The sequence below is a fragment of the Paenibacillus xylanexedens genome, assembly GCF_001908275.1.
Taxonomy (GTDB): Bacteria; Bacillota; Bacilli; order Paenibacillales; family Paenibacillaceae; genus Paenibacillus; species Paenibacillus xylanexedens_A.
In genome coordinates this window covers 3551188-3575110 of the sequence record NZ_CP018620.1, presented here as the reverse complement: position 1 = coordinate 3575110, position 23923 = coordinate 3551188, and the positions used below count along the sequence as shown (strand labels likewise).

19 protein-coding genes are annotated in these 23923 nt (G+C 46.0%); 1 reads left to right on the top strand and 18 read right to left on the bottom strand.

Going from position 1 to position 23923, the window contains the following annotated elements:
* Positions 1-37: 37 nt before the first annotated feature.
* The 5 genes from BS614_RS16110 to BS614_RS16090 form a co-directional block, all read right to left on the bottom strand.
* Complete coding sequence (locus tag BS614_RS16110) at positions 38-1354, bottom strand: ABC transporter substrate-binding protein (RefSeq protein ID WP_047842606.1); 1317 nt, start codon at positions 1352-1354, stop codon at positions 38-40.
* Positions 1355-1522: 168 nt separating this feature from the next.
* Entirely contained in the window at positions 1523-2374 is an 852-nt protein-coding gene (locus BS614_RS16105) for a response regulator transcription factor (protein ID WP_074094699.1), read from the bottom strand.
* 182 nt (positions 2375-2556) lie between these two features.
* Positions 2557-4377 carry a cache domain-containing sensor histidine kinase gene (locus tag BS614_RS16100; RefSeq protein WP_074094698.1) on the bottom strand — a complete coding sequence of 607 codons (1821 nt, stop codon included), beginning with the start codon at positions 4375-4377 and terminating at the stop codon, positions 2557-2559.
* A gap of 198 nt (positions 4378-4575) precedes the next feature.
* Entirely contained in the window at positions 4576-6909 is a 2334-nt protein-coding gene (locus tag BS614_RS16095; protein ID WP_074094697.1) for an endo-1,4-beta-xylanase, read from the bottom strand.
* Positions 6910-7272: 363 nt separating this feature from the next.
* The gene (locus BS614_RS16090; protein WP_074094696.1) at positions 7273-8037 is read right to left on the bottom strand and encodes a helix-turn-helix domain-containing protein; all 765 of its coding nucleotides are present in this window, start codon (positions 8035-8037) and stop codon (positions 7273-7275) included.
* A gap of 146 nt (positions 8038-8183) precedes the next feature.
* Here BS614_RS16090 and BS614_RS16085 point away from each other — a divergent pair, with 146 nt between their 5' ends.
* Positions 8184-10460, top strand: a complete 2277-nt coding sequence (locus tag BS614_RS16085; protein ID WP_074094695.1) for an FAD-dependent oxidoreductase — start codon at positions 8184-8186, stop codon at positions 10458-10460.
* A 75-nt stretch (positions 10461-10535) separates the two neighbouring features.
* Here BS614_RS16085 and BS614_RS16080 read toward each other — a convergent pair whose 3' ends face one another.
* From BS614_RS16080 to BS614_RS16020, 13 genes are all read right to left on the bottom strand, one after another.
* Positions 10536-11036: a DUF1648 domain-containing protein gene (locus tag BS614_RS16080; RefSeq protein ID WP_074094694.1), complete on the bottom strand. Its 501-nt coding sequence runs from the start codon at positions 11034-11036 to the stop codon at positions 10536-10538.
* Positions 11037-11173: 137 nt separating this feature from the next.
* Positions 11174-12244 carry a beta-galactosidase BglB gene (gene bglB, locus BS614_RS16075; RefSeq protein WP_074094693.1) on the bottom strand — a complete coding sequence of 357 codons (1071 nt, stop codon included), beginning with the start codon at positions 12242-12244 and terminating at the stop codon, positions 11174-11176.
* Positions 12245-12279: 35 nt separating this feature from the next.
* On the bottom strand, positions 12280-14835 hold the full coding sequence (locus BS614_RS16070; protein ID WP_074094692.1) for a hypothetical protein: 2556 nt from the start codon (positions 14833-14835) through the stop codon (positions 12280-12282).
* 5 nt (positions 14836-14840) lie between these two features.
* The gene (locus BS614_RS16065; RefSeq protein ID WP_036609056.1) at positions 14841-15665 is read right to left on the bottom strand and encodes a carbohydrate ABC transporter permease; all 825 of its coding nucleotides are present in this window, start codon (positions 15663-15665) and stop codon (positions 14841-14843) included.
* On the bottom strand, positions 15665-16570 hold the full coding sequence (locus tag BS614_RS16060) for a carbohydrate ABC transporter permease (protein ID WP_074094691.1): 906 nt from the start codon (positions 16568-16570) through the stop codon (positions 15665-15667). The genes BS614_RS16065 and BS614_RS16060 overlap by 1 nt, the downstream gene beginning before the upstream one ends.
* Positions 16571-16661: 91 nt before the next feature.
* On the bottom strand, positions 16662-17933 hold the full coding sequence (locus tag BS614_RS16055) for an ABC transporter substrate-binding protein (protein ID WP_074094690.1): 1272 nt from the start codon (positions 17931-17933) through the stop codon (positions 16662-16664).
* Positions 17934-17955: 22 nt separating this feature from the next.
* Positions 17956-18837 (bottom strand): AraC family transcriptional regulator, encoded by an 882-nt coding sequence (locus BS614_RS16050; protein WP_074094689.1) that lies wholly within the window; start codon positions 18835-18837, stop codon positions 17956-17958.
* A gap of 236 nt (positions 18838-19073) precedes the next feature.
* Entirely contained in the window at positions 19074-19874 is an 801-nt protein-coding gene (locus BS614_RS16045; RefSeq protein WP_074094688.1) for a phosphotransferase, read from the bottom strand.
* Between the two features lie 11 nt (positions 19875-19885).
* Positions 19886-20161, bottom strand: coding sequence for a hypothetical protein (locus BS614_RS16040; protein ID WP_074094687.1), 276 nt, complete (start codon positions 20159-20161; stop codon positions 19886-19888).
* Positions 20162-20263: 102 nt separating this feature from the next.
* Entirely contained in the window at positions 20264-20803 is a 540-nt protein-coding gene (locus tag BS614_RS16035; RefSeq protein WP_074094686.1) for a GNAT family N-acetyltransferase, read from the bottom strand.
* Between the two features lie 204 nt (positions 20804-21007).
* On the bottom strand, positions 21008-22195 hold the full coding sequence (locus tag BS614_RS16030; protein ID WP_074094685.1) for a glycoside hydrolase family 5 protein: 1188 nt from the start codon (positions 22193-22195) through the stop codon (positions 21008-21010).
* Between the two features lie 207 nt (positions 22196-22402).
* Positions 22403-22819 carry a hypothetical protein gene (locus BS614_RS16025; protein ID WP_084174553.1) on the bottom strand — a complete coding sequence of 139 codons (417 nt, stop codon included), beginning with the start codon at positions 22817-22819 and terminating at the stop codon, positions 22403-22405.
* A 26-nt stretch (positions 22820-22845) separates the two neighbouring features.
* Positions 22846-23874 carry an alpha/beta fold hydrolase gene (locus tag BS614_RS16020; protein WP_074094684.1) on the bottom strand — a complete coding sequence of 343 codons (1029 nt, stop codon included), beginning with the start codon at positions 23872-23874 and terminating at the stop codon, positions 22846-22848.
* Between the last annotated feature and the right edge of the window lie 49 nt (positions 23875-23923).

Below are 23923 nucleotides of genomic sequence, written 5' to 3'. Positions count from 1 at the left end.
CCTTTGGGACGGCTTTTGGACTCATTGCTTTTGCAATCTATTGATTCTGCTTCAGCCAGTCATTATGGCGTTTGACCATGTTCTGTACCGTAACTTCGGCAGTCTGGTTACCGAGGAAGAACTTTTCATACTCCTGTGCACGCAGATCGACCACTTCCTGCGCAATGCTGCGGACAAACGTAGGTGTCTCGTCACCGTACAACACAAATTCCAGTGACTCCTTGTCATAAGAGTCGGCATAATCGCCAAGCAAATGATCAATGGCAGTCTGCTGATCAACGGCATTCGATGAAGGTAGACGTCCACCCGCAGCCATCGGCATCATTCCCCCATCGGCGTACCATTTCAGGAACTCCCATGCGGCTTCTTTATTTTTTGACTTGGAATTGATCGCAATAAAGTCACCAAGTCCTCCACTCTTCACCATATCTGCTTCTTGTGCAGCCAGTCTCGGTACAGGGGCAAAGGCGATTTTCCAATCCCGCGGGAACTCGGTCATGTTGTTTGATGTGCGGATCAGCCATTCGCCAATATTGATCATGGCAGACTCACCGCCAAGGAACATGTTTTCCACAGGCATTTTGGAAGTCAGCTGCTCCCCGAGTGGAGGCGTAGTTGCATCCTCTTTCATCATTCCGTTCAACGTCTCCAGCCATTTGGTAACGAGTGGATCATCAAGGTTGGAAGTGCCGTCTGCCTTAACATAACCGTTCTTCACCAGAACGGAATCGAGCGGATCTACATAGGAAGCGGTATGCTGCACCAATCCGTACTTGAAGCCAGCCGTCTTCAGTTTGAGTGCATATTCACGGGCCTCATCCCAAGTCCAGGCTGTTGGAACGCTCAGTCCGGCCTGATCAAGCGCTTTCATATTTAAAGCGAAGAAGGCAGCGTTTTTCTTGGTTGGCATCCCGTAATATTTGCCGTCCACTTTCCAGGAAGCCGCATCTTCACCCATTTTCTCATCAATGTTGTAGTCGGTGAACTCGCCCAGATCCAGTGCTGTACCACCCTTGATGCGTTTATCCAGATTTGTAAGGGTATAGTTGACGTACAGGTCAACGTTCTGGCCGGTGGACAGTGCTGTATCCAGCTTCAGGTTGCCATCATCATCATTCACAAACCGCACATATTCCACCTGAATATCAGGATGCTCGGCATTCCAGGTATCCACCACTTCCTGTGGCCCATTCTCGGGCGGCACCGCGCCCCACATGGTGAGCTTCACTTTTCCCCCTGCCGCTCCACCTCCGTTATCTCCACCGTTCGTCTCATTTTTACCTACACAGCCGGCAAGCAAGCCCAGCATCAGCGCACCTACGATTAATCCCGTTAATCCTTTTTTGATTCTCATCTGGTCACATGACCTCCCTGAATTGAAGTGTACCTTCCGTTACATCGTAGCAGGGACCTTGCTGGGTTCATAAGATACATATCCATGATTCGGATTGAACAAAAATACGGATTTACTTGTGCTTGCCTGAGCACTCGGTACACATATTCCTTCTACTCATCCTGTGAGTCACGAACGATGGCGATACTGGCTGGGCGTGCAACCGGTCCAACGCTTGAATATTTTAATGAAATAATTATCACTTCCGAACCCTACCCGGTAACCAATCTCCTGTACAGGAAGGTCCGTCTCGCGCAAGTATTCAGCCGCTTTCTCCATCCGTACCCCATGCAAGTAATGAATCAGGGTATGGCCGGTTTTCTTTTTAAACAAAGCACTCACATAATTCTCGCCCATCATCACATATCGTGACATGGATTTGACGGTAATGTCCTGGTCGTAATGCTGTCCGATATACTGAATTATTTTGCTAATCTCCGGATGTTTAACAATCGGCTCACGAACAGGTGTAAATGGAAGATCCGTATCAGACGGGGGCGCAGAAGAGACCGTAAGAGAATCAGGCGAAACAGGCGTTGATGTGAGAACCGGTGTGGAAGGTGGCCCTTGATGATGATCTGTCTCTGTCCGGGCTTCAGTCGAAGCTCCCAGTTCTGCACTTACTTTACGGAGTGTATCACGCAGTGAATTCACACTCATCGATAGCTTCAGAATATAATTGGAAGCCCCGTATTCCATTGCACGGCGTACATATTCGAACTCCCCCATACAGGTGAGCATGACAAACTTGGTTTTTAACCCGGCCTGACGGGTCTGTTTGAGTAATTCCAGACCATCCATACCCGGCATGACAATATCGGTCAGTACCAGATCCGGTGTATCCTGTATAATCATCGCCAGCGCTTCGGTCCCATTACCGGATTCCCCGATGACCGTGAAACCCAGCTCTTCCCAGGAAATAATCTCTCGCACCGACTCACGTACAAATACTTCATCTTCTACAAGCAATACCTTCCACATTCCAGATTCCCCTCTCCAGTCGTAGGGCGTTTCTCAAAACTCGCGAAGTGCATCTTTTACCGCCTTTTCGCCCCATGCTTCGTCACTTTCCCTTGACGTGCCTCGGCACGCCTGCGGAAAACTTCCTTGCTCGGAACGAAAATTCAGCAAAATCTGCTTCCTTCGGAGTTTTCAGACACGCCCTAGTCTAACCGCTTCTGTAAGTAAGGCGTCGACAATAAAAAAGGAATACTGAACCTTACTAATGTCCCCGGCTTGGTATCAATCACTTCAAGTTCACTTTGGCCTTTGAACAATAATCGCAATCGTTCCTTAAGGTTAGACAGGCCGATCCCCGGACGTGTGCGGCTCATCTGCTGACGCCGGGATTCCTCCATGCCAATTCCGTTGTCGGCCACCTCCAGCATCAGCTTTCCTGTGTCTTGCCTGTAAATGCCGATGCGGATCTGACCAAGCTGTTCCAATGGCCCGACACCGTGATGAATGGCATTCTCCACCAGTGGCTGCAAGCTCAGTTTGGGCACGAGCGCATACTCAAGTTTTTCGTCAAATTCACAAGTCACCTCAAAGCTATCACGGTAACGAATCCGCTGGATATGAAGGTAGGCTTGAACCAACTCAATCTCGTCCTTCAGGTATACCAATTCGACCTGTGAATTCAGGCTGACCTCCAGCAATTTGCCCAAGGAAACACACATCTCGGAGATCTCTTCATTCCCGCTGCGGATCGCACTCCATTTCATTGTATTCAATGTATTCAGGAGAAAGTGCGGATTCATCTGGGCCAGGAGCATATGAAAATGTACCGCTTCCTTCTGGCGTTCCTCCGCCTTGAGTCTGTTGATCATCTGATTGGCATCATCCAGCATCGTATTGAACGTACGGGTCAGTTCCAGCACTTCTCCGCGGCTGCGGCCTTCAGGGATACGGACCTTGAGGTTTTTGCGTACAACCTCCTTCATCTGGTTCTGCAGATGTGATAAAGGCCGAGTGAATGTCGCCGAGATCATAAAGGCCATGAGCACAAATGCTGCTGTGAAGCCAAAAAACGTTAAAAAATAGCGCTGCTTAAGCCCCGATATCTCCGTAAACAACACAGCTAGTGGAATACGATTTACCATGTACCAGTCCAGTGACTCGATGTATACGTAGTTAATCAGCGTATCTGAATCATTATCCGTCAGATAGGCCTCTGCCGGATGAAGTGCAATTTCCCGGGTCAAGTCTGGGGAAAGTACCGCTTTTTCGGACGAGCGGGCAATCGTTTCCCCATTGCCAGTAATCAGGAAATACTCCTGATTGCTCTGCGAATCCTTCAGCATAGACTGAAACCAGTACGAATAATCGATACTGATCCGTGCCATTCCGTACCTTTTGCCGCCACTGTCCTTCATATACGCATAGAGGGACAAGAGATACGGGCTGGAGGATAGCTCCCGCAGGACATGGTTGGTATCCCGGGCATCCCAGCGGTAGAGCAACTCTTCTGATGGAAACGAGTTTGAATCATTGTTGCCCTTGATGAAGGTCATTTCTCCAAGATGCTTGCGAAATTGTTCCCGATAAGGGCCATAGGCCAGAGCTTTTTTGGGCAAATACGAAGTGTAAACGTTATCATGAAAATCTAACAGTGTGAAGTACACGGAAGGATTATATAGAAAAAAGCTGTTGTTGATCATCTTGAACTTCTCTTCCACCAACGACTTATTCTCAAGCGGAGAACGATTGTCTGGAGAAGTCAGGACGTTTCTTACGGATGAATCCTGTTCCAGAAAAATCAGGGTTTTGAATGCAATACTCATCTGGTCCTCCAGAGAACCATACATCTGCACCAGTTGCTCGTGGCTCTGTTCGCTGATTTTTTGCTCAACCAGAGATTCGATCTGTCCATAGTTGTAGACATTAAGTACGCTGAATGGCAGCAGAATCAACACCACAAACGCACCAAACAGCCGATACCTGAGCTTATGCGGCAAAAAGGTCTTCCAGTCGGGCTTTGTCATCCCCTCAGCGCTCCCCCTGCAATTATTGAGATCATTATACCATCAGTTCCCCCGCTTCGGCCGGGGCCGGGCTCATTCGCATGGATATGTGATACCAGTTGCCAGGGACGGGATAGGGATACACAGATTTGTTCTATTGCATTAAAAAAACCGGAGATCTGGGATCTCCGGCTAGGCTAGATATAACGACTTAGCAAATTAGGATATAGGCTCCACTCCCCAGACAAGCTCGCCGTTCCGGTAAAGAGTTACCTTGGTCCAATCGGCAAAAGAGGTCTGCAGCGGGTTAAAGGAATAATCATCCCCTTCGCTGTAATTGGACCAGTCTGCTTTGTGCAACCGGGTATGTATCTCCCCAGAAGTTCCTCCGACCGGGATCACGCCTGCTCCGGTACCGAACTTCAGTTCCAGATAATGGTCCGCTCCAGGAACAGGTGCAGGCAGTTTCACTATGCTGCCGCTGATCTGACTGCCTCCAAGCTGTGCATAATCACAGAAAAAGGATTGTTGTTTCTCCCCGTCCACTGTATACCAGTAACGAATTGTCAGTTCATTCAGGCTAACTGCGGAGGTACCGTTGTTGTGAATGACAAACTGCGGCTTCATTTGGTTATCGAGCAGATTTGTATCCCCTGCACGATAGGCTAGAGTCAGATTGCCAGCAGGCTCTGGCGGCCCTCCACCCTGGACCTTTGCGGAAGCTTGAACGGAGTTCACACTCTTCCCAACGCTGTTAACCGCATTCACCACATAGTAGTAGGTGGTTCCAGCAGATACCGCCATATCCTTATAGCTTGTTCCCGATACAGCGGCCACAGATGTATACGGTCCGGCTGCTGTCAGCGACCTGTTTACCGTATAGGAGGTCGCACTTGCAGATGCACTCCAGCTTAGATTGATGCTGTTGTCGCTAACCGCAGTGGCGGTCAGATTCTGCGGAGCGGCTGGTACTGCCTCGACCTGGACCGTCTCTAATACGGACCAATAGGCTGGCTTGGACTGGAGTCGCTCGTCGAAAAGCAGCGGCCAGTTGTTGCGGGCGACTGGGAAGGTTCGTAGCCAGGTATTGGCATCATCCTTGCCCCACAAGGTAACATTTTTGACTGTGTCCGTATGCCTCAGGAAGATCTGGAACAGGGACTTGTACAGCGCTGCCTGCTGTGTCTTCAGTTCTTCCGGGAAGATATCATAAGATTGCGAATCATTGGAATATACACTTACATCAAGCTCAGTAATATGTGTTTCGAGGCCCAGCGCCTTAAATTTGACAATGGAACTCTCAATTTCCGAAAGGGTTGGATAAAAGAGGCTGATGTGTGTTTGATGGCCGACTCCGTCAATAGGCACACCCTTGGCTTGAAGGCGAGTGATCAGATTGTAGAGGGCCTGGCTTTTGGCCGGCTCATGGGTATTGTAGTCATTAATAAACAACTTGGCATCCGGGTCGGCTGCATGGGCGAATTCAAATGCTTTCTCAATATATTCTTCCCCGGCAATCTGGTACCACAGACTGCGCCGCAGGCCATCCGGCTCGGAGGCATCAATGACTTCATTCACAACGTCCCAAGCGTAGATCTGGCCTTGATAACGCTCCATTACCGTCTCAATATGCTGCTGCATCCGTTCATACAGCACCGTTTTGCTCACCAGATTGCCGTTGGCATCGTGAAATACCCAATCCGGAGTTTGTGTATGCCAAACGAGGGTATGCCCGCGTATCTCTTGTCCGTTCGCTGCTGCAAAAGCGACTGCGGCATCCGACCCGCTGAAATTATACATACCCTCTTGCGGCTCGGTACTGTCCCATTTCAGAACATTGCCTGGTGTCAGACTATCAAAATGCTTCGTAAGCAGTTGCTTGTCCGGTTCGGTCAGCAGTTCATTGTTCGTGAAGGCCGTCCCAATTCGAAACTTGCCCGCAAAAGCATCCTGTAGGGAAGGAATGTCTTCTTCGATCACAATGGGTCCGAGATCTGGCAGCTTCTCCAATCGGAAATCATCCACATAAAAAGAAGCTGTGGCACGGTCTGGCACTTCAAAATAAACCGATAACTGATTCGCTGGTTCCAGCATTTTAAACTGTGCAGTAAGCTTGGTCCATCCGCCTGCGGATGCGGTACCGAATGTTAAATTTTCATAATGTGTTGTATCTGGCAGGGTACGCTGTAAAGACATATTGAGGTTTGTGCTGGACGCTCCCGCCGGAAGCTTCACCCAGCCAGTAAACACATACGTCTGTCCCACCTCCAAAAGTTCTGTCACATCCAGCGCTGGCCCATGCCATGTCATAGCCCGCCCGCTCACTTCCAGTCCATAATCTCCGGTACGAGCTGCAACGGCGCTTGCATGAAGCGTTTCTACTTCACCGCGTCCGCTCCAGCTCTGGACCGTGCCATCTTCAAAATCATGACTCAGAATCAAGGTATTCTCCCCTTCTGCCGCATGGACAGATGGAGCCGCCCAATACAAAGGAACTAACAAAGTTATCATCAAAACAAATTTAAGCGCTTTCAAAAATATCATTTTTCTCATCGCTTCCATCTCCTTTATCGAATATTAGGATGAATTCCTTATTTTAAAGGCTAAGGCTATATCCCCCTCCTTGGTTTTAGTTATAAAATCAGAGTCCTCATTCAAACGGATACGGGGGGGCATACGTTCGGATAAGGACTCCATATGGTAAATTATAGTATAAATTGTCTATGATCTACAACTGAAATGTACTTCCCCCTCTAATTTCGGTTAGAAATGTAGTATCCGTTGCTTCTGCACTCATTCACACCAGCTCCTCCATAATCTGGACAACCCGTAACGAAGGTGTATACCTGGTGCTCCGCTGGCTTCAAAAGTTGTCTTTAAAGTAGTCTTCAAAGCTTTCTGCTCACTTCTTTCAGCTTACACCCTGTGTCTCCTGCGATACTCAGATGGACTTATGCCCAACGTTTTGGAGAACACTCTACTCAGATAAAAACCGTTCTCATATCCGCATCGCTCGGCAATTTGGTTAAGGGTCAGGCTGCTGTCAGCCAAGAGGTTCTGCGCTTTTTTCAGACGGACCCGTTTGAGATAGCCTGATGGCGTCTCCTGAAAAGCTTCCCGGAAACGCCTTGTCAACTGCACCGGACTCAAGGCCAGTCGCTGTGCCAATTCCTGAAGGCTGATGTCCTCTTCCGCCCGCTCCTCCAGCAGCGCTGCCGCTTCAGCCATTCGTGCGTCTTCGGTAAATCTCCGCTCCTTTAAGCGATTCTGTCTGCGTTCCACCTGATACAACTGCCACAAATCCATCATAAAATGTGTCTTCCAACGGGCAACTTCCCCCTTATTCTCCTCACTGTCCTGGCGTAAATAAGCGTACGTCGAGGCTAACCGCTTCGTGTCATTAATCAGCGATTTTCCGGCTGGTGGCAGAAACTCCTCCTCCTCCAGGCTACTGCTAAACTGTAAATAGTGAAATGTCAGCGGGGTAATGACTGTCCGCCGAAAAGGAACCGCCGGGGGGCACAGCACCAGATCGCCAAAACTCGCTTCTCCGATCTGACCCCCAATCTCATAATGGAATATTCCCTCTTCGACGGCAAAAGCCACCCAAGTCGTATAGATATCTTCCGTAAGAGCAAATTCCCCTTTTTGCTTCCAGTAGATGTGGTTAAGCAGCTCCATGACTTGACCACCCTTTCTGTGAAATAAAGTATATGTTTGATGATAGTATAGTGCATTTAAAAAGTGAATATATAAATCTAAGATGAAATTATAGATATGCAGTTGGAGTCAAGGTGGATCTAACTTCAGTTAAGGAGGTCACAGATATGAAACAAGAGCATGTACAATACGACATCACCGTCATCGGCGGAGGACTTGCTGGTGTATGCGCCGCGATAGCCGCTGCCCGCATGGGGCAGCAGGTGGCGCTCGTGCAGAACCGCCCCGTGCTTGGCGGCAATTCCAGCAGCGAGGTTCGGGTCTGGGTGTGCGGTGCCACCGCCCACGGGATTAACCGTTATGCCCGGGAAACGGGTATTATGGGGGAATTGTTTATAGAGAACCAGTACCGCAACCCGGAAGGCAATCCTTATCTCTGGGACTTGATCATCCTGGAAGCCGTTCGAGCTGAATCCAACATTAGCCTGTACCTGAACACGGATGTACATGAAGTCGAGGCCACTGGGGATGGAGATGAACGCATGATCACCTCCGTTACCGGATGGATGATGGGTTCTGAGCGCAAAATCCGATTCGAAAGTCAGATCTATCTGGACTGTACGGGCGATGGATTGGTCGGCTTTCTGGCTGGAGCCCAGTTTGCACTCGGTCGGGAAGCCCGCAGCGAATATGGCGAAGAGTGGGCACCAGAGGTGGCTGATCAGATCACGCTGGGCAGTACACTTCTCTTTTATACCAAGGATGCTGGTGCGCCTGTCCGTTATATCCCGCCTTCTTTTGCCAAGGATATTACACAGACCAGCATTCCGATTCGCCGGGTCATTCGCAGCGGGGATTCCGGTTGTCATTATTGGTGGATTGAATGGGGCGGTGAACATGACACCGTTCATGACAATGAGCTGATCCGTGATGAACTGTGGTCCGTGATCTACGGGATCTGGGACTATATCAAGAACTCCGGCAAGTTTGATGCAGATCATATGACGCTGGAGTGGATTGGTTCTCTGCCTGGCAAAAGGGAGTACCGTCGCTTCACGGGTGACTATGTGCTCACCCAGAATGATATTATCAGCCAGCGGGAGTTCCCGGATGCCGTTGCTTTTGGCGGCTGGTCCATTGACCTGCATCCCCCGCAGGGCATGTACGCCGAAGCGAGTGGCTCGAAGCATATGCATGCCGATGGCGTATATCACGTGCCGTTCCGCTCGCTGTATTCCGCAAATGTGCGGAATATGCTCATGGCCGGGCGCGACATCAGTGCATCACATGTCGCCTTCGGCACAACGCGCGTCATGGCAACATGCGCGGTCATCGGCGAAGCCGCGGGTACGGGCGCGGCGCTCTGCGCGTCCATGGGGGTATCGCCGCGCGAACTGCACGCGAGGCATCTGGCGGTCCTGCAGCAGACGTTGCTGCGGCAGGACGCTTCCATCATCGGGGTGCGCAGCCACGATGAGCTGGATCTGGCCCGGCGTGCCCAGGTTACAGCCTCCAGCACGCTGACGGGCATCGCCCTTGAGCAGCCTGGCGAGACGTACCCGCTGGGTACAGATGTCGCCCTGCTGCTGCCTGTGCATCCAGTGCTCAGCGGCCTGGAGCTACTGCTGGATGCATCCAGCGATACCGCGCTGACGGTAGAGCTGTGGGATACGGGGCGTAAGGAGAACTACGTCCCGCATTCGTTACAAGTTACGGCGACTGTTAACGTTACAACAGGAACTGCGCAGTGGGTGAAGCTTCCGCTCGAATGGCGACCGGAAGAACTGCAGAATGCTTTTATAATCATCCGCTCCAATAAAGCAGTCTCACTCTACCATTCGACAGAAGCACACAGCGGGGTGCTAATCTTCTTCAAAACAGAAGAAAACCACGTGTCCAAAAATCTGGAGGATCATGCAACGGATCAGCCTGTCGTATTATGGTCCATGCAGGGGTTAGCGCGTCAGCCATTCTGCTGTCGTACCCTCTCTGAGACTTCGGCCTATTCATCGGACAACACGATCAACGGTTATCATCGCCCATACGGTGGGCCGCAACAGTGGATGTCGCAGCCGATGCAGTCTGGCAATCCTGAATGGGTGCAACTGACATGGGAAGAGCCACAAACCTTGGCTGAGTTGCACTTGACGTTTAATGATGATGTGAACGAGGATCTGGTAAATTTACATCACCATCACACAACATTCTGTGTGATGCCTGAGCTGGTGCGTGATTATCGGGTGGAGGTATTGAGTCGGTCTGGGGAATGGATCGAGATTGTAAATGTAACGGAAAACCGCAAAAGAAAAGTCATTCATACCCTGGCTACACCTGTGTATTCACAGGCACTTAGAGTTAACATGGATGCCACCAATGGAAGCAAGTACGCGGAGTTAATCGAGATTAGGGCCTATGGGGAGCCGAGGTTGACAGGCAAAACTTAAACGCAAAACACATCGGAATACCCCCTTGGGATTTCTCATGAATTCTAAGGGGTACTCCAATCCCTTTAAAGAGGTCTATCTCAACTTAAATGATCTGTATATAAAAAATGCAATTGAACCAAATAAAACGATAATGAATATAACAATGGGCAACCAACCGTTGTTAGCCACTCCTTCACTGGAAAAACCAAGGATCATCCAACTGATATACATAAAAAATAGGGTTATTTCAGCTTTCATGATATTAACCATGATACGAGCATTTTTATATTGTCGCTCAGCATTCTCTGCATTTAAATTTTGATAATTATATGTATGTGGGTATTTTTCAAGAGTCGATAGACCAATCCATAATATAAGTCCGATTATTAATGGTATCCAAACGACCCACTTCCCTCCCCAACCATCTGGTTCTCCTTTCATATTAAAATGTATCGGCAACTCATTCGGTAATGTCAGCCATTGCTGGGTGAAGTATAACGTAAAGATAATAAACAACATAAATGTCGTGATGTCTAACACTATTTCTACTCTCGTTTTCTTGATTGCTATCTTTGGACGTTCTTTGAGTTCCAATTTTGTTCATTACTCCTTCAATAATCTATTTAGTAGAGACCCTTCAAAGGAGTATAGAACAAAATAGGTGCCCTTTCAAACAAAAAGGAGGATACAGGAAACTGTATCCCCCATCCTCCGTACAAGTCTGCCTTATTCTATTCGGCGGTTGGAACCCGCAAGCCCTCAATCAGGATAAACAACGTAAGTGCTTGTCCATAACCCATCGGACTGATCGCTATATCTTTATAAAACTGAGCATCCTGCCCCACAGGTGTACCATAGGACACCTGCTGTACAACTCCGTGATCATCAATATGTTTCAACACCGCTTCAAGCGCACTCAAGCCATTCTGTCGATAGGATTCATCCAGGTATCCATACCGGATTCCCTTAAGAATGCCGTATCCAATCGCTGCCGTTGCCGAGGTTTCTTTGTAAGAGGTTGGATCATCCAGCACAGTGTGCCACATGCCATCCTCACCTTGAAGCTTGCTCAGTGCTCTGACTTGAGCGGTTACTGTATCCAACAGATAGGCCTTTAGCCCGTCTTCGATCGGAATGATATTCAGGAAATCCATAACTCCCGCCGTATACCATGCATTGCCTCTTCCCCAATGAACAGCACCATAGTTATGATTTTCATTGAAATCCCAACCATGATAGAACAATCCGGTTTTCTTGTTATATAGATATTTGATATGCACAAGGAACTGTCGTTTGGCTTCTTCCACCATGTCGGGTTTCTTGAAGTATACCCCTGCCTTGGCCAAAAATAGCACCGTCATAAACAGGGTATCAATCAGAATTTGACCATCATTGGCGTCTCCCGTGATCATATGCTGAAACGCACCATCTCCGGTTCGCAGCAGTCCATCCATGATCCAACTGCTCCACTCCTCACAGACCTGTTCGTACTCCTTGTTTCCGGTCAGCTCGCATAATGAGATCAAAGTAAGGAGAGGAGCGCAGGTGTTCACATTTTTTTCTGGTAATCCTTCCATCAGCCTTGCATTGTACCATGATTCCAGAAATTCCAGCACTTTAGGATCTTTCGTTGCCTCATGGAGCTGAAGCAAGCCATACAGACCAACACCTTGCGGCCATTCCCATAGATGTATGTCGATTAGTCCGATGGGAAACTGTTCATTGATGCTTGTGTTTTTCATAGACTCCATCGCTTGGGATACCTTGCTTATTCTCTCCTGCAACACCATTTGATTCGGCATGTTGGTTATCACTCCCTTGGTTTCTTGCATACGATTCAGCGCTCGATGTCCATTAACTTAAGTTGTCCCTTCACTCCATAACCTTCGTGTATAATTTCCTCTTCTTTAATAAGAAAAGGCTTGTTCATTCCCCATTGAATTGGACCATATACCGGGTCTGTTAGAGTGAGAGTTAAAGCTTGATTATCGAATTGCGGGTTTGCAGAACGAACTTGCTTGATAAAAGCTTCAAATGACCCGAATTGCTGTTCGCTTCCTGCTCTTATAATCCAGGCGTTACGCAAGCCAGGTGAAATAAGCTCACGTTCTCTTGTCACCCCGTTGCTCTCCATACTCGTCCCGTTGGCCGCATATATAGCTGCATAACCCTTATCCAAACGAGCAAAATTCCAGTTCTCATGCCTTACCCATTCCGTGAAGGAGTGGGTAGGAAAATAAGCATGTGTCCAGTCCGAGTTGTTATCCGCAGGAATATCAAACATCATCAAAGCGATCCCCTCATGCTGAACAACATCGGGCAATATCCCATTCCCAGCCCAGAAGCAAGGTCGACCATCCCCGTGCTTGTATATTTCTGCCGGATGATTCACCCAGATCAGCGCCTCAGGTGACAGAGATAAATGCTGGACATGCTCCTGATAACCTGGCTTGCCTGGGCGGAAGCGAATGATTGAGGATAAGGAGTATTCCCTGGTCCGACAATGATAGAGCTTGGCGTAACCTCCCTTGCCCTGCTGATTGGCGAACACCAATTGCTGATTGTCCCCGAGCAACAGATGCTCCTGATATGCTGCTGGAGGACTGTAATCCGATAAACTCAAGGCAACATTGCTTATTGAATAATTGTTTACATTGCCAACGCCATAAGCGATCCAGCACATTGAAGTGGTTCCCGCTGCATAACCACCCAGCAGTTCCTTCTCATAACTGCGCCCAAACGTTGTGGACAAGACGCCTTGATGCATCTGAACGGTAATATAATAGAATAACAGGTCCATTGCCTTTTTGGCTTGCTGTCTGAGCTGTTCATTATGGGCAAATTCATAGATATGCAACAACCCAACCGCATCAATCGGAATGTATGCACTTGAATTCCATTCTGCCAATCCTTCATCCAAAAAGCGCTCAAACCATAATGCAAGCCTCTGCTCTGCTTTTTGACGGTGTACTTCACCGGATTCACCACTGTTGCTGAACATTTCATCCCCAAACAGCTGTCCGGCTAACAGTTCATTGGTATGGAACAACAAGGCATGATTCTCACTGAAGAACCACATTACATCATCGCCAGGTTCATCTATCCAATACCGATAGCCCAGAATGCTTGCTTTCACCCGATCCCAGAACGATTCACTGAACAGACCGCTATTTCGCTCATCTCTCCAAAGACGGAACAGCCCCACCAGATAGAAGTCACTGCAATCCTTCCGTTGCTCAATCCCTTCCACACCCTCAAGCAAAATGTTCTCCGCTTCTTGCAGATTGCCTCCTGTTTTGAGCATGGCGATGGCCTTATGGATATTAGGGCTGCCCTTCTCGGCAATGCATTGCAGAGCTAGGGATTTGCGGGCTTCAATATCCGCAGCTTGCTGAGCTGCCTCATCATAGCTCGTATCATAGGATTGGCAGCCAAACTTCTTGGTTAGTACAACATTTGAAACTGAAATGGCCAGCGTGAAATATACGTAATGATGACCGAGTTGATTCGTATGTGCCAGGACCAAGTCCGTTTCCTTTTCGGCGATGTGTATCGTCTTATTTTCGGTACCGTCAAAAAAATTGCCATACTGAATATCAACCTCTCTAACGATGTCCGGTAAGGGAAGCGGCAGCTTGAGCTTAATCTGCTCACCTCTGAAGAGATCCGAAGGAAAATAAGCCTGTTCGAGGGCTTCCTCTGCGGATTTTACAGACTCCGCCAAATGAGGAGCAATAGGCAGGGAAATCACCAATTCCTCGTCTCCCAGATATTCCACCGCAAAAGCATACATCGTATCCCGCTCAGCCAAATCCTCCCAGCAGGCATAGATCTCATTGATTCCAGCTACAAGTTCAGCTTTAATTACGATTTCCTGCTCCTTGTTACGCATGAGTGGCGCAAAATCCGTTACCATTTCCCCATTCACCCACAACGTCAGACTGCCATAGGTCTTAATCCGCAAAGAAGCAGTATGAGCAGTCGGAGAAATGAGTCTTGTCGCCGCGTAACTGCGCAGATGTGTCGGTACAAACCAAAATCCTGATTGCTCCACCCGTGGATTATTCCAAGGAGAATACAGTGCCCAAGGCATTCCGTTCTCTTCTCCAACGAAATCGTCTCCCGGGCTAGGAAACTCGCTCCATTGATCAAAAAAACGGTTCACAGGCTGCGTTCTCCTATGTTCTACAAATTCCTTTCTGCATGGATTCTCATGAATGGCAAAACCATCGATAAGCCAATCATTAATATCTCCCTCCATCGTTGTTGGAACAAAGGCAACAGGCTTTGTATATATGCCGCTGATCATCCAATGATTAATGACCTGATTGTGACCTAATTTCATAGGTTTATAATTCAAGGTATCCATCCCACTCCGGGTGGTATCTGACATTCAACTCATCCTTTCATTCCTGAAGTAATCATACCGCTGACAAAATACCGCTGGAAAACCATAAAAACAATCAGTACCGGAAGCATCGTGATGACGGACATCGCAAGCAAACTTCCCCAATCCACGTTGTATTCACCAATAAAATTAGAGAGCGCAAGCTGAATCGTATATTTCGATGGATCACTAATCGCAATTAACGGCCATACAAAATCATCCCATCTCCACATGAAGGAGAAGATTGCGAGCACCGCAAGAATCGGCTTCGCTATCGGAAGAATAATGCTCCAGTAAATTTTCCATTCGCCCGCTCCATCCATCCGGGCAGCTTCCAACAACTCGTCCGGTACGGACAACAAATACTGCCGCATAAGGAACACACCTGTTGGGGTTGCTGCTGGCGGGATAATAATCGCGAGTAGGCTATTATACAACCCCAGTGCACTCAGCACTTTGAATATAGGGATCATAATTACCTCAATCGGAATCATGAGTGTTGAGACAAAAGCAATTAATATGATCGCGCTTCCGCGGAAGCGATATTTCGCGAGTGCAAAACCTGCCATGGAGTTAATCAATAACAGTAGCAGCGTTGAGCTTACAGTTACGATCGTACTATTCATAAAATACAAGCCAAAATCGCCTTTACTGAATGCCTCCTTGAAATGCTCGAAGGTGATTGGCTGCGGCCATAACTTGGGAGGAAAGCTGTACAGATCGCTATTCGTTTTTAGAGAAGAAATCACGACCCACAGGACAGGCAGGAGCCACACCACTGCGGCAACACTTAACAGACTGTAGATGAAGATTTTGACCATAGGCTTCATTACCATTACGTAGCCCCTCCTTTCGATAGACGGAATTGCAGAGCCGAGAATCCACCAATAAGGATAAACAGTATCACCGACATCGCACTGGCCAGACCGAGCTCCTGTCTGTTAAAGCCAATCTCATAAATATATTGAACAATATAGGTAGTATCTTTGCCCGGACCACCACCTGTAAGCGCAAACATAAGTGGAAATGCTTTGAACGCGTCAATCAGAGTCAGCATAACAACAAGCAAGCTTGTGGGCTTCAACAACGGGAGCGTAATATATCGAAACACCTTTATTCCCGTTGCCCCGTCCAAGCGGGCAGCCTCATAATAATCCGTAGGTATAGCCTGCAAACCCGCGATAAAAATGACCATGAAAAAGCCTGCACGTGACCATACTGTCGCGATGATTACAGCCGTATTTGCCCAAAAGGAAGAGGTTAAAAAACCAACAGGTTCCACACCAACCACGGTTAACAGATGATTCAAAATGCCAAATGAATCTCCGAAAATCCACTTCCAGGTCAATCCTACGATAATGTAAGAAATCATGGTAGGCCAGTAAAATACGGCCCTGAAGAACCCGCGCATTCTAATCTCGCGCGCAAGCAGCAAAGCAATGCCTAACGCTGCTGCATATATTAGCGGGACAACAATCGCTGCATAAATCCCCGTTCGTCCGATGGTCGACCAAAATTCCCGATCCCCTATAATTTTGATATAATTATCCAGCCCGTTGAACTTCATTGGGTTCAATCCATCATAGACATGGAAGGAATAATAGAGGCCCAATAAAGAGGGAAATACGATAAAAGTTCCAAAGATCAGGAGGTTGGGTAGTATAAACAGATAAGGAGCAATAACGAGCTTCCTGTTCTGTTTTGCTAGCGTATTTTTGTTTAATCGTTGTCCTTCACTCATCTGCTTGCCCCTTCCTTATGCGTTATTCGAAAGGGAGGCTTCACAGGAATCGGTAAGCCCCCGTATACGAATTAACCAAAGCGCTTTACGTTTATTGACTGCCAATAGCCTCGTTAATCAGTTTGGCAGTTCGATCCAATGCCTCCTGCGGAGTTGCCTTATCGGATAGAACCTCAACAATATTATTTTTCAGGTCCGTTGAAATTTTGGATATAATGGTCTGTCTGGACCAGTCATTAGCTGCAAGAGGCGAACTGTTCTTCAGTTCATCCGCGAAAATTTCAAACATCTCCTTGCCGAATTCATAATTCAATACAGAGCTGTCCTTCCGTGGACTCATAAACAATGATTCTTGGTTATATTTTGAATTCACTTCTTTGGACGTTAAGTATTCAATAAATTCGGCCGCCTCCTGCTCATATCCGCTGCCTTTGAATGCCATCAGAAACTTCCCGCCTGGTACTGAAGAACGTTGTGTTCCTTTTGGCATATAGGTGACTCCCCATTCAAAATCAGTGATATCCTTGTAATTGCTGATCATCCAGTTGCCAGCCCAGTGGGTAGCCACCGTCCCGGAACGGAACAGGTTGTTCGGATTTTCCCCTCCGAGCCATACGGATTCGGGCATGATCCCTTCTTGATGAAGCTGCTTGAACTGCTCCATGCTACGAATTCCGGCTTCACTGTTAATCGCTGCTGCGGTGCCATCCTCTGTTAAGATGCTTCCGCCATTCTGATACAAAAGAGTGGACCATCTATGCGGTGTGACATCCCATACCATGCCATAACGTGCTCCGCCTTTATCCATAACCTCTTTTAACGCAGCTGTGTATTCATCCCACGTCCATACCTGGTCAGGAGAGGTCGGTACTTTGACGCCCGCTTTATCAAATAAGGTTTTGTTATAAATAAGCCCATTCGCTGTAACATCCATAGGCGCCGCTACCAGCTTGTCATTAATAACATAATAAGGTTTAAGTGAGTCAATAAATTGATCCTCGAATTGGTCCGCATTGTCCACGTAAGGTGTCAGATCAACCGCCTGATTAGCAAATGATCCAGTATCCGTGACCCGGCTCAGTGCAGGTGGCTTTCCACCGGATAACATTGTTTTTAATTTGGTTTGGATATCCTTGAAGCCAACTTCAATCAGGTTGATTTTAACCTTGGTATTGGTCTGCTCATACTCTTTAATGATTTCCTTGATGACTTCTCCTTCTTTTCCGTCAGAGAACCACAGGAAATCCAGGGTTGTTTGTTTTGGATTAGCATTGGTACCTGAATTTCCGCAAGCAGTCAATACGATGAGTAACATGACCAATACCATGCTAGTGATGAGCTTAAACGTTGTTCTTTTTGTCATATCAACATCTCCTTGGAAGGTTCTAATGAATTTTGGCTTCGTTGAGCAATTCACTTTTACGGAATAACTGTGGTGATACACCCACATATTGTTTAAAGGCCCTGCTAAAATATACAGGTGTGTTAAAGCCTAGTGTCTCTGATATCAACAAAATCGGTGCATCCGTAGACAGCAATAATTTTTTGGCCTCTGCAACTCTTTTCCGTATTACATAATTGCTTATGGTATATCCCGTCGTTTCTTTAAAAGAATGACAAATGTAGTATTTATTCAAATGGAGTGTTTTAGACAACTCATCCAAAGAAACATTCTCCGTGTAGTTCTGGTTTAAATAATGAAGAACCCGGCTTACGCTTGTTTGCTTTTGAGAAGAACATAAAATAGGATTGGCAGATTGCTCACTAGTCGTTTTCCTATAAATCCGCAGTAGCAATTGGGTAAGACTTAATTTGACCATTGTTTTGTACCCTGTATTTCCTGCCCCCATCTCCTCCTTGATCCCCTTAAATATAGCTGTGATATGCTCACGCTCCTCCGGGGGCCAATGCACCAATAACCCATTGGGATGACGGAATATGGACATCAGATTCTCCAACTGACTGACAGCAAGCATGTCCAAAAGCAATAATTCCGTGAAATTGACAAAACTTCGCTTGTACACGATTTCTCTTGAAGGATTGATTCGGTGGGGCACACCGCCTCTGAATATAAACATATCTCCAGGCAGCGGCTTGTATATTCGGTCACCGATTAAAAAGGTTGCATCTCCTTGAATAAAATAATGTATCTCATACCCATTATGCGTATGAACAGGCCATTCATCCTGAAAATTATCTGCTTCTGATCGCACATAAACTTCATTTTCCTGCAAAGCAATATTCGTCGGGGTGTGTATGGTTAGCATCAGTAAAGATCTCCCTTCCCAGAATATAAAAAGCAATATAGTTTAATAATTTACAATGATAGCGCTTTACAATGAATTGTATCACAGTTATTTCGATCTAATCCAAACAATATTGCTGTATTGTTGATCACAATTGTTGAAAATGATTAGAAAGGAATTCATAAGGATTCGAAGATCGAAACAAAAAAACCGCTGTCCAGCCCTTAGGCTATCACGCGGTCTATTAGCATTACCTTTCAAACCCATTCATCCCAATGGTTTTCAAGAAAAATGACTTCTTTCTCATAGTGGGCCAGATGACCCTCTTCGACCATCTTCATAAAAGCGACATCTCCATCAGCCGCACGATCAGTCAGTGTTTTACACATGAAACGGATACGGGATATGACCCAATCCTTCAAATCTGCTGGAACACTCAGCCCGTATGTAGCCATGAATAAGGCAATCCGTTCTTTTCGAACAGTTCCGTGCGCCTGGCTGGCGTATGGCATTACACCCTTTCCGTCCATCTCTGGTGAGAAATCTGCGAATGGAACGGATGTATACAAGACATAGGCGATATCCCACATTCGCGGACCCGGACCCGCCATATCAAAATCAATAATGCCTTGAGGACGGCCATCCTTGTACACCACATTATACGGCGCAAAATCGTTATGACATACAACTTCATCTTCAGTTATGCCTGGACATCTGTTCGTTGATACTGATGTTGTTGTAAATCCAACGGTCGAATCATGGTAACTTCTCAACAGTTTTGCGACTTCAATCAAAGATTCGTCTGACCACATATACTCTTCTAGATCAGGGTAGTCATCGCCTGGAACGATGCCTTCGAGGTAAGAGAGCGTTTCTCTCCCCTGTTCATCTATTCCCAGAAATCGAGGAGCATGATCATAACCAACTTTTTCGAGATGTAAAAGCAGTTCAACCACATATGGATTTGGTTTCACATGCCGGCGAACCGTCTCACCTATTCTGACGACCTGATTCACATTACCTCCTGATAACACTTCCTCCTGTTGGGCCACTTTCATCCCTCCTCAAGCTAAACTTCCTTGTTATGCCCATGATTACGATTTTTCTTATAACTCCCCGGGAATCCCGCCACCAATAGTATGAATCCAACAAAAAACATGAAGTATACGAGTAAACCTGTTGGATGCTCGTTCATCTGAGCGAGTTGGGGTACGTTAGTCCCTCCTGACACATATCCTGCTTCTACTATAGCGATAGAGACTCGTATTGAAATTCTCTCCATCGTTGAGATAAACACACTGCCAAGCATGAGGACTACACCCAAAATCTTGTTAATATTATTCATTTCATGCCTCCTTGATTAACCGTCCACTTTTTATGAGGTTATCTACTTAATGTCTTTCGATTCTCTAGTCCATATTCCTGCATGTTATATTCACGGTATAAGTTACGTAGCTACCACTTGGTGCAGATCCCTACTATTTTCGAAAAAGGCTGACCGTTCAACATAATACAGATCATACAACTTTTCATTCATATTAATCCGTTGATATACATCTGGATACACATCATTGGCTAATTTCACATAAGGCAGTTTTTGTACCGCTTTTCTGGATCTTATGTTCTGCTTGCGTATCTTCATAAATACCGTTTCAATCCCATGTTCCAGAAACAATTCAACAAAAAAGGCTGATTTGGCTCTTTGGCTATACCCATTTCCAAAAAACGGTGATCCAATCCATGTGGCTAAGAAACCTGTTTGATGCTCGATATGATAGAGATCAATGGTACCAATAGGCTGCCCTGTTTCATTCAAAATCGTTCGGGAAATCACCGTCTTTTGTTCTTCTTCGGCCATTAATTGTTTAGTGAGGAATAGATATTCTTCATGCGATTGGCATTGATAACGAACGTAAGGAGAAACTGCGGGGTCCATCATTAAGCTGTACAGTGAAAGGCATTCCTGCAAATCACGCTTTTTTAACATTCTGTCTACCACCTAGTCCTTTTAGTTCGCTATATCAAGCAAATTAAGTATATAAAAGCTATTGTGGGATTTAATGAATTCTGTATGTGGCTTATGTAAAATGCATTGGTAAATGTTGTTCATCTTCATCTCCGGATAACACAAAAAACGGCATGTCCCTTTTGAAGGAACACGCCGTTTGCACGGATACAGATAGACAATAAACTATTGCATACCTTGCATGATCGCATTAATGATATTTTGCTGCGTCACGGTTTTGTTTGAACGGTTAAACAATGCGAATCCATGTTGACCGTTATGCCCGTTATCCCAATAAACAGGAACCATTTTGTATTTTTTAGCTTTTGCTGTAACTGCTTTGGCGTAAGCAGCACGATAGACATTGTTGCTGGAATCGTAGGACGTTTTATCAATGGAGCCAAACTCACCAATCACTACAGGATAGCCCTGAGTAACAAATTTGTCGTACATGGACTTAAACTGCGATTCAAGATAATCCTCTTGGCCCCATGTAGACTTTTTGGCAGGGTTCGTAGAAGTTGCACCCCACTGTGTGATATTGCCGTTTTCCTCACCTGCAAAATCCCACGGAGAGTAATAGTGTGCTGAGATCATGATTCTCTTCTGCGAACTAGGAATAACTGAGGATCTGTAATTATCTGTTGGAAGAGCAAAGCCATAATTACCAACAGTGTAGTCAATATTGGTATTCCAGCCTGGAATCAGCAACCATCTGGCATTATTGTTACCTCCAGTCTGACGAACCGTATCCACGAAGATTTGGTTGTATGCGTTCAGATTGGCGTAATAGGCCGAGTTTGGATTGCCATAGTTACCATCGAATACTTCGTTCATGGATTCGAAAATAAGACGGTCATTGTAGTTGCTAAACTTAGTAGCAATTTGCTGCCACACTTTCTTATATTTTTCCTTAATGGCAGTCTGATTGTCACCATTCACGAGCAGCCATCCACCCTGTACGGAATTATACCCATCACCATGAATATTGATGATCACATACAGACCTTCATTGTACGCATAATCCACGACTTGCTGAATTCGATTCAGCCATGCCGCATTAATTGTATAATTGGGAGCGCTTCCAATGTTATTCAAATAGGAAACGGGAATACGAATGGATTTGAAGCCTGCCGCTTTTACCTTTTTGATTAACTCTGGAGTTACCGTAGGATTGCCCCAAGCTGTCTCATTCGGTGTACCGTTCACCGCTGCTTCCAGCTGATTGCCCAGATTCCATCCCGCACCCATCTCAGCTACAATTTGCGAAGCATCTGCTGCAGACGCCTTAGCACTCCATCCGGTAAAGGCCACCGCAGCCACTAATACCAGTGCCAAGCTGCTGATGCCAAATTTCTTCCATTTTTTGAACATAACCATACCTCCGCTTATTCTATTATTTTTAACAAGCAGTGCAGTTAATCTATGCATACAGATTGAATGATTCGAGAATACGTGCCTCCTCTCTCTATCGATCAAACAAATGAATTCTTCGTCCGACACCAACATAATAACACATTTATGGAAAATAAAGCGATATCTTTATTGTTTTTTGTGACTATTTACTACAAAATAATCCATCTATCCGTTTAAGTGGATTTCTTGGATTTGTTCTCTATCAAAATCAATCATCATGATGTGATCTTGCAGAATGTTATCTCCGCAAGATATTGTTGCGCCGTAGTCGGTTATACTGTTAAATGTGATATCCACACGATAGACTTCAATCTCATTAAACCAATTCTGATGTACTTTTTCTTGAAGTTCATTCTCATAATAATCTCGAAAGACAGTCTCACAAGTTGAAAACCACTTAATGTAGTCTTCTATTTTATCAACAATTGAAACTAACGGTGTATTTGTGGACACATATATTCGAACGTCATTTAAATCCTCATCTTGTATGGAATGTTTGAATATTTGGACTGTATTTTGCAGAGTGTAACACCGATAACTATCATCATTCTCTTCTTCAAGCTCAATGAATTCACTTAACAATATGATCTTGCTCCTCTCCATGCATATTAAAATAGCTCATTTAACCACTTCACGAATTTTTCTTTCTCCTCAAACTGTGGGTAATGCGCCGACTCGTTGAATACAATGAAGTCTTTGATCGGTGCATCCAATACGTCAAAATAATCACGTGCTGCATTCGCAGTGGTCATATAATCATATTTACCCGTTACAAAATAGGTAGGAATCTCCAGATGATCAACAATATCAGGTAAATTTTGATCAAATGCTTCCTTCAGTAAGATGTCTTGTGAACTGAACATCCCTGTATAAAAGCGAATCATATCCAGCCCATTATATTCGGGATTTAAAAGGAATCCTGAAATATAATCTCTATTCTCGTTGATGAGTCTGGCTGCACCACGGTACTTTTGCAACAAAATTCTAGGCGTAAGTTCCTTTCCTTGCTCGATCGAGCTGCGAATTAGCTCCAGTTTTTTAACGTCCTCTGCATTACCGGCTTGTTTCGCTTGCTCGTATGTGTACTCCAAACTTTCCAGTTCGCTCTGAAGTGTATTAGCCATCTGTCCAATGCCTATATAAGCGTGAAACTGAGCGGGTTCTTTAGCCGCAGCTTTCATCCCAATGTATGTATCAAATGAATGACCAATTAATATAACCTTCTCTTGACCTAACTCCGTAGATACATAATCCCTTAACGCTAACAAATCATCTACTAATAAATCTGTTGTCAGATTCGAGTAATCCTCAAAAAAGTGATAGGACTTGCCACTCCCCCGTTGATCGTAATGCACCACCGTGAAGTGTTGCTCAAGCTCTTTCTGATACTTCCTTACGTACGGAATCTCCGAACATCCCGGCCCGCCATGTACAAAAATCAGGATAGGATTACTTCGGTCAACTCCCCTGATCATGACTTCATGTCCTGTACCGTTAATTTCGACCTGCTCTAGCATGCTGATGCTGTTTTCACCTTTAATTTTGGGTGTCCATGTGGGAAATATCAGAGCTACTATAACTATTAAAATAATACTAAGTATGCTGTATTTGAGTGTTTTACGTATTTTTTTTCGCATGTAAGCTCCTTACATCATAAGTTTCATTTGTAATTCTACCAACGGTTCC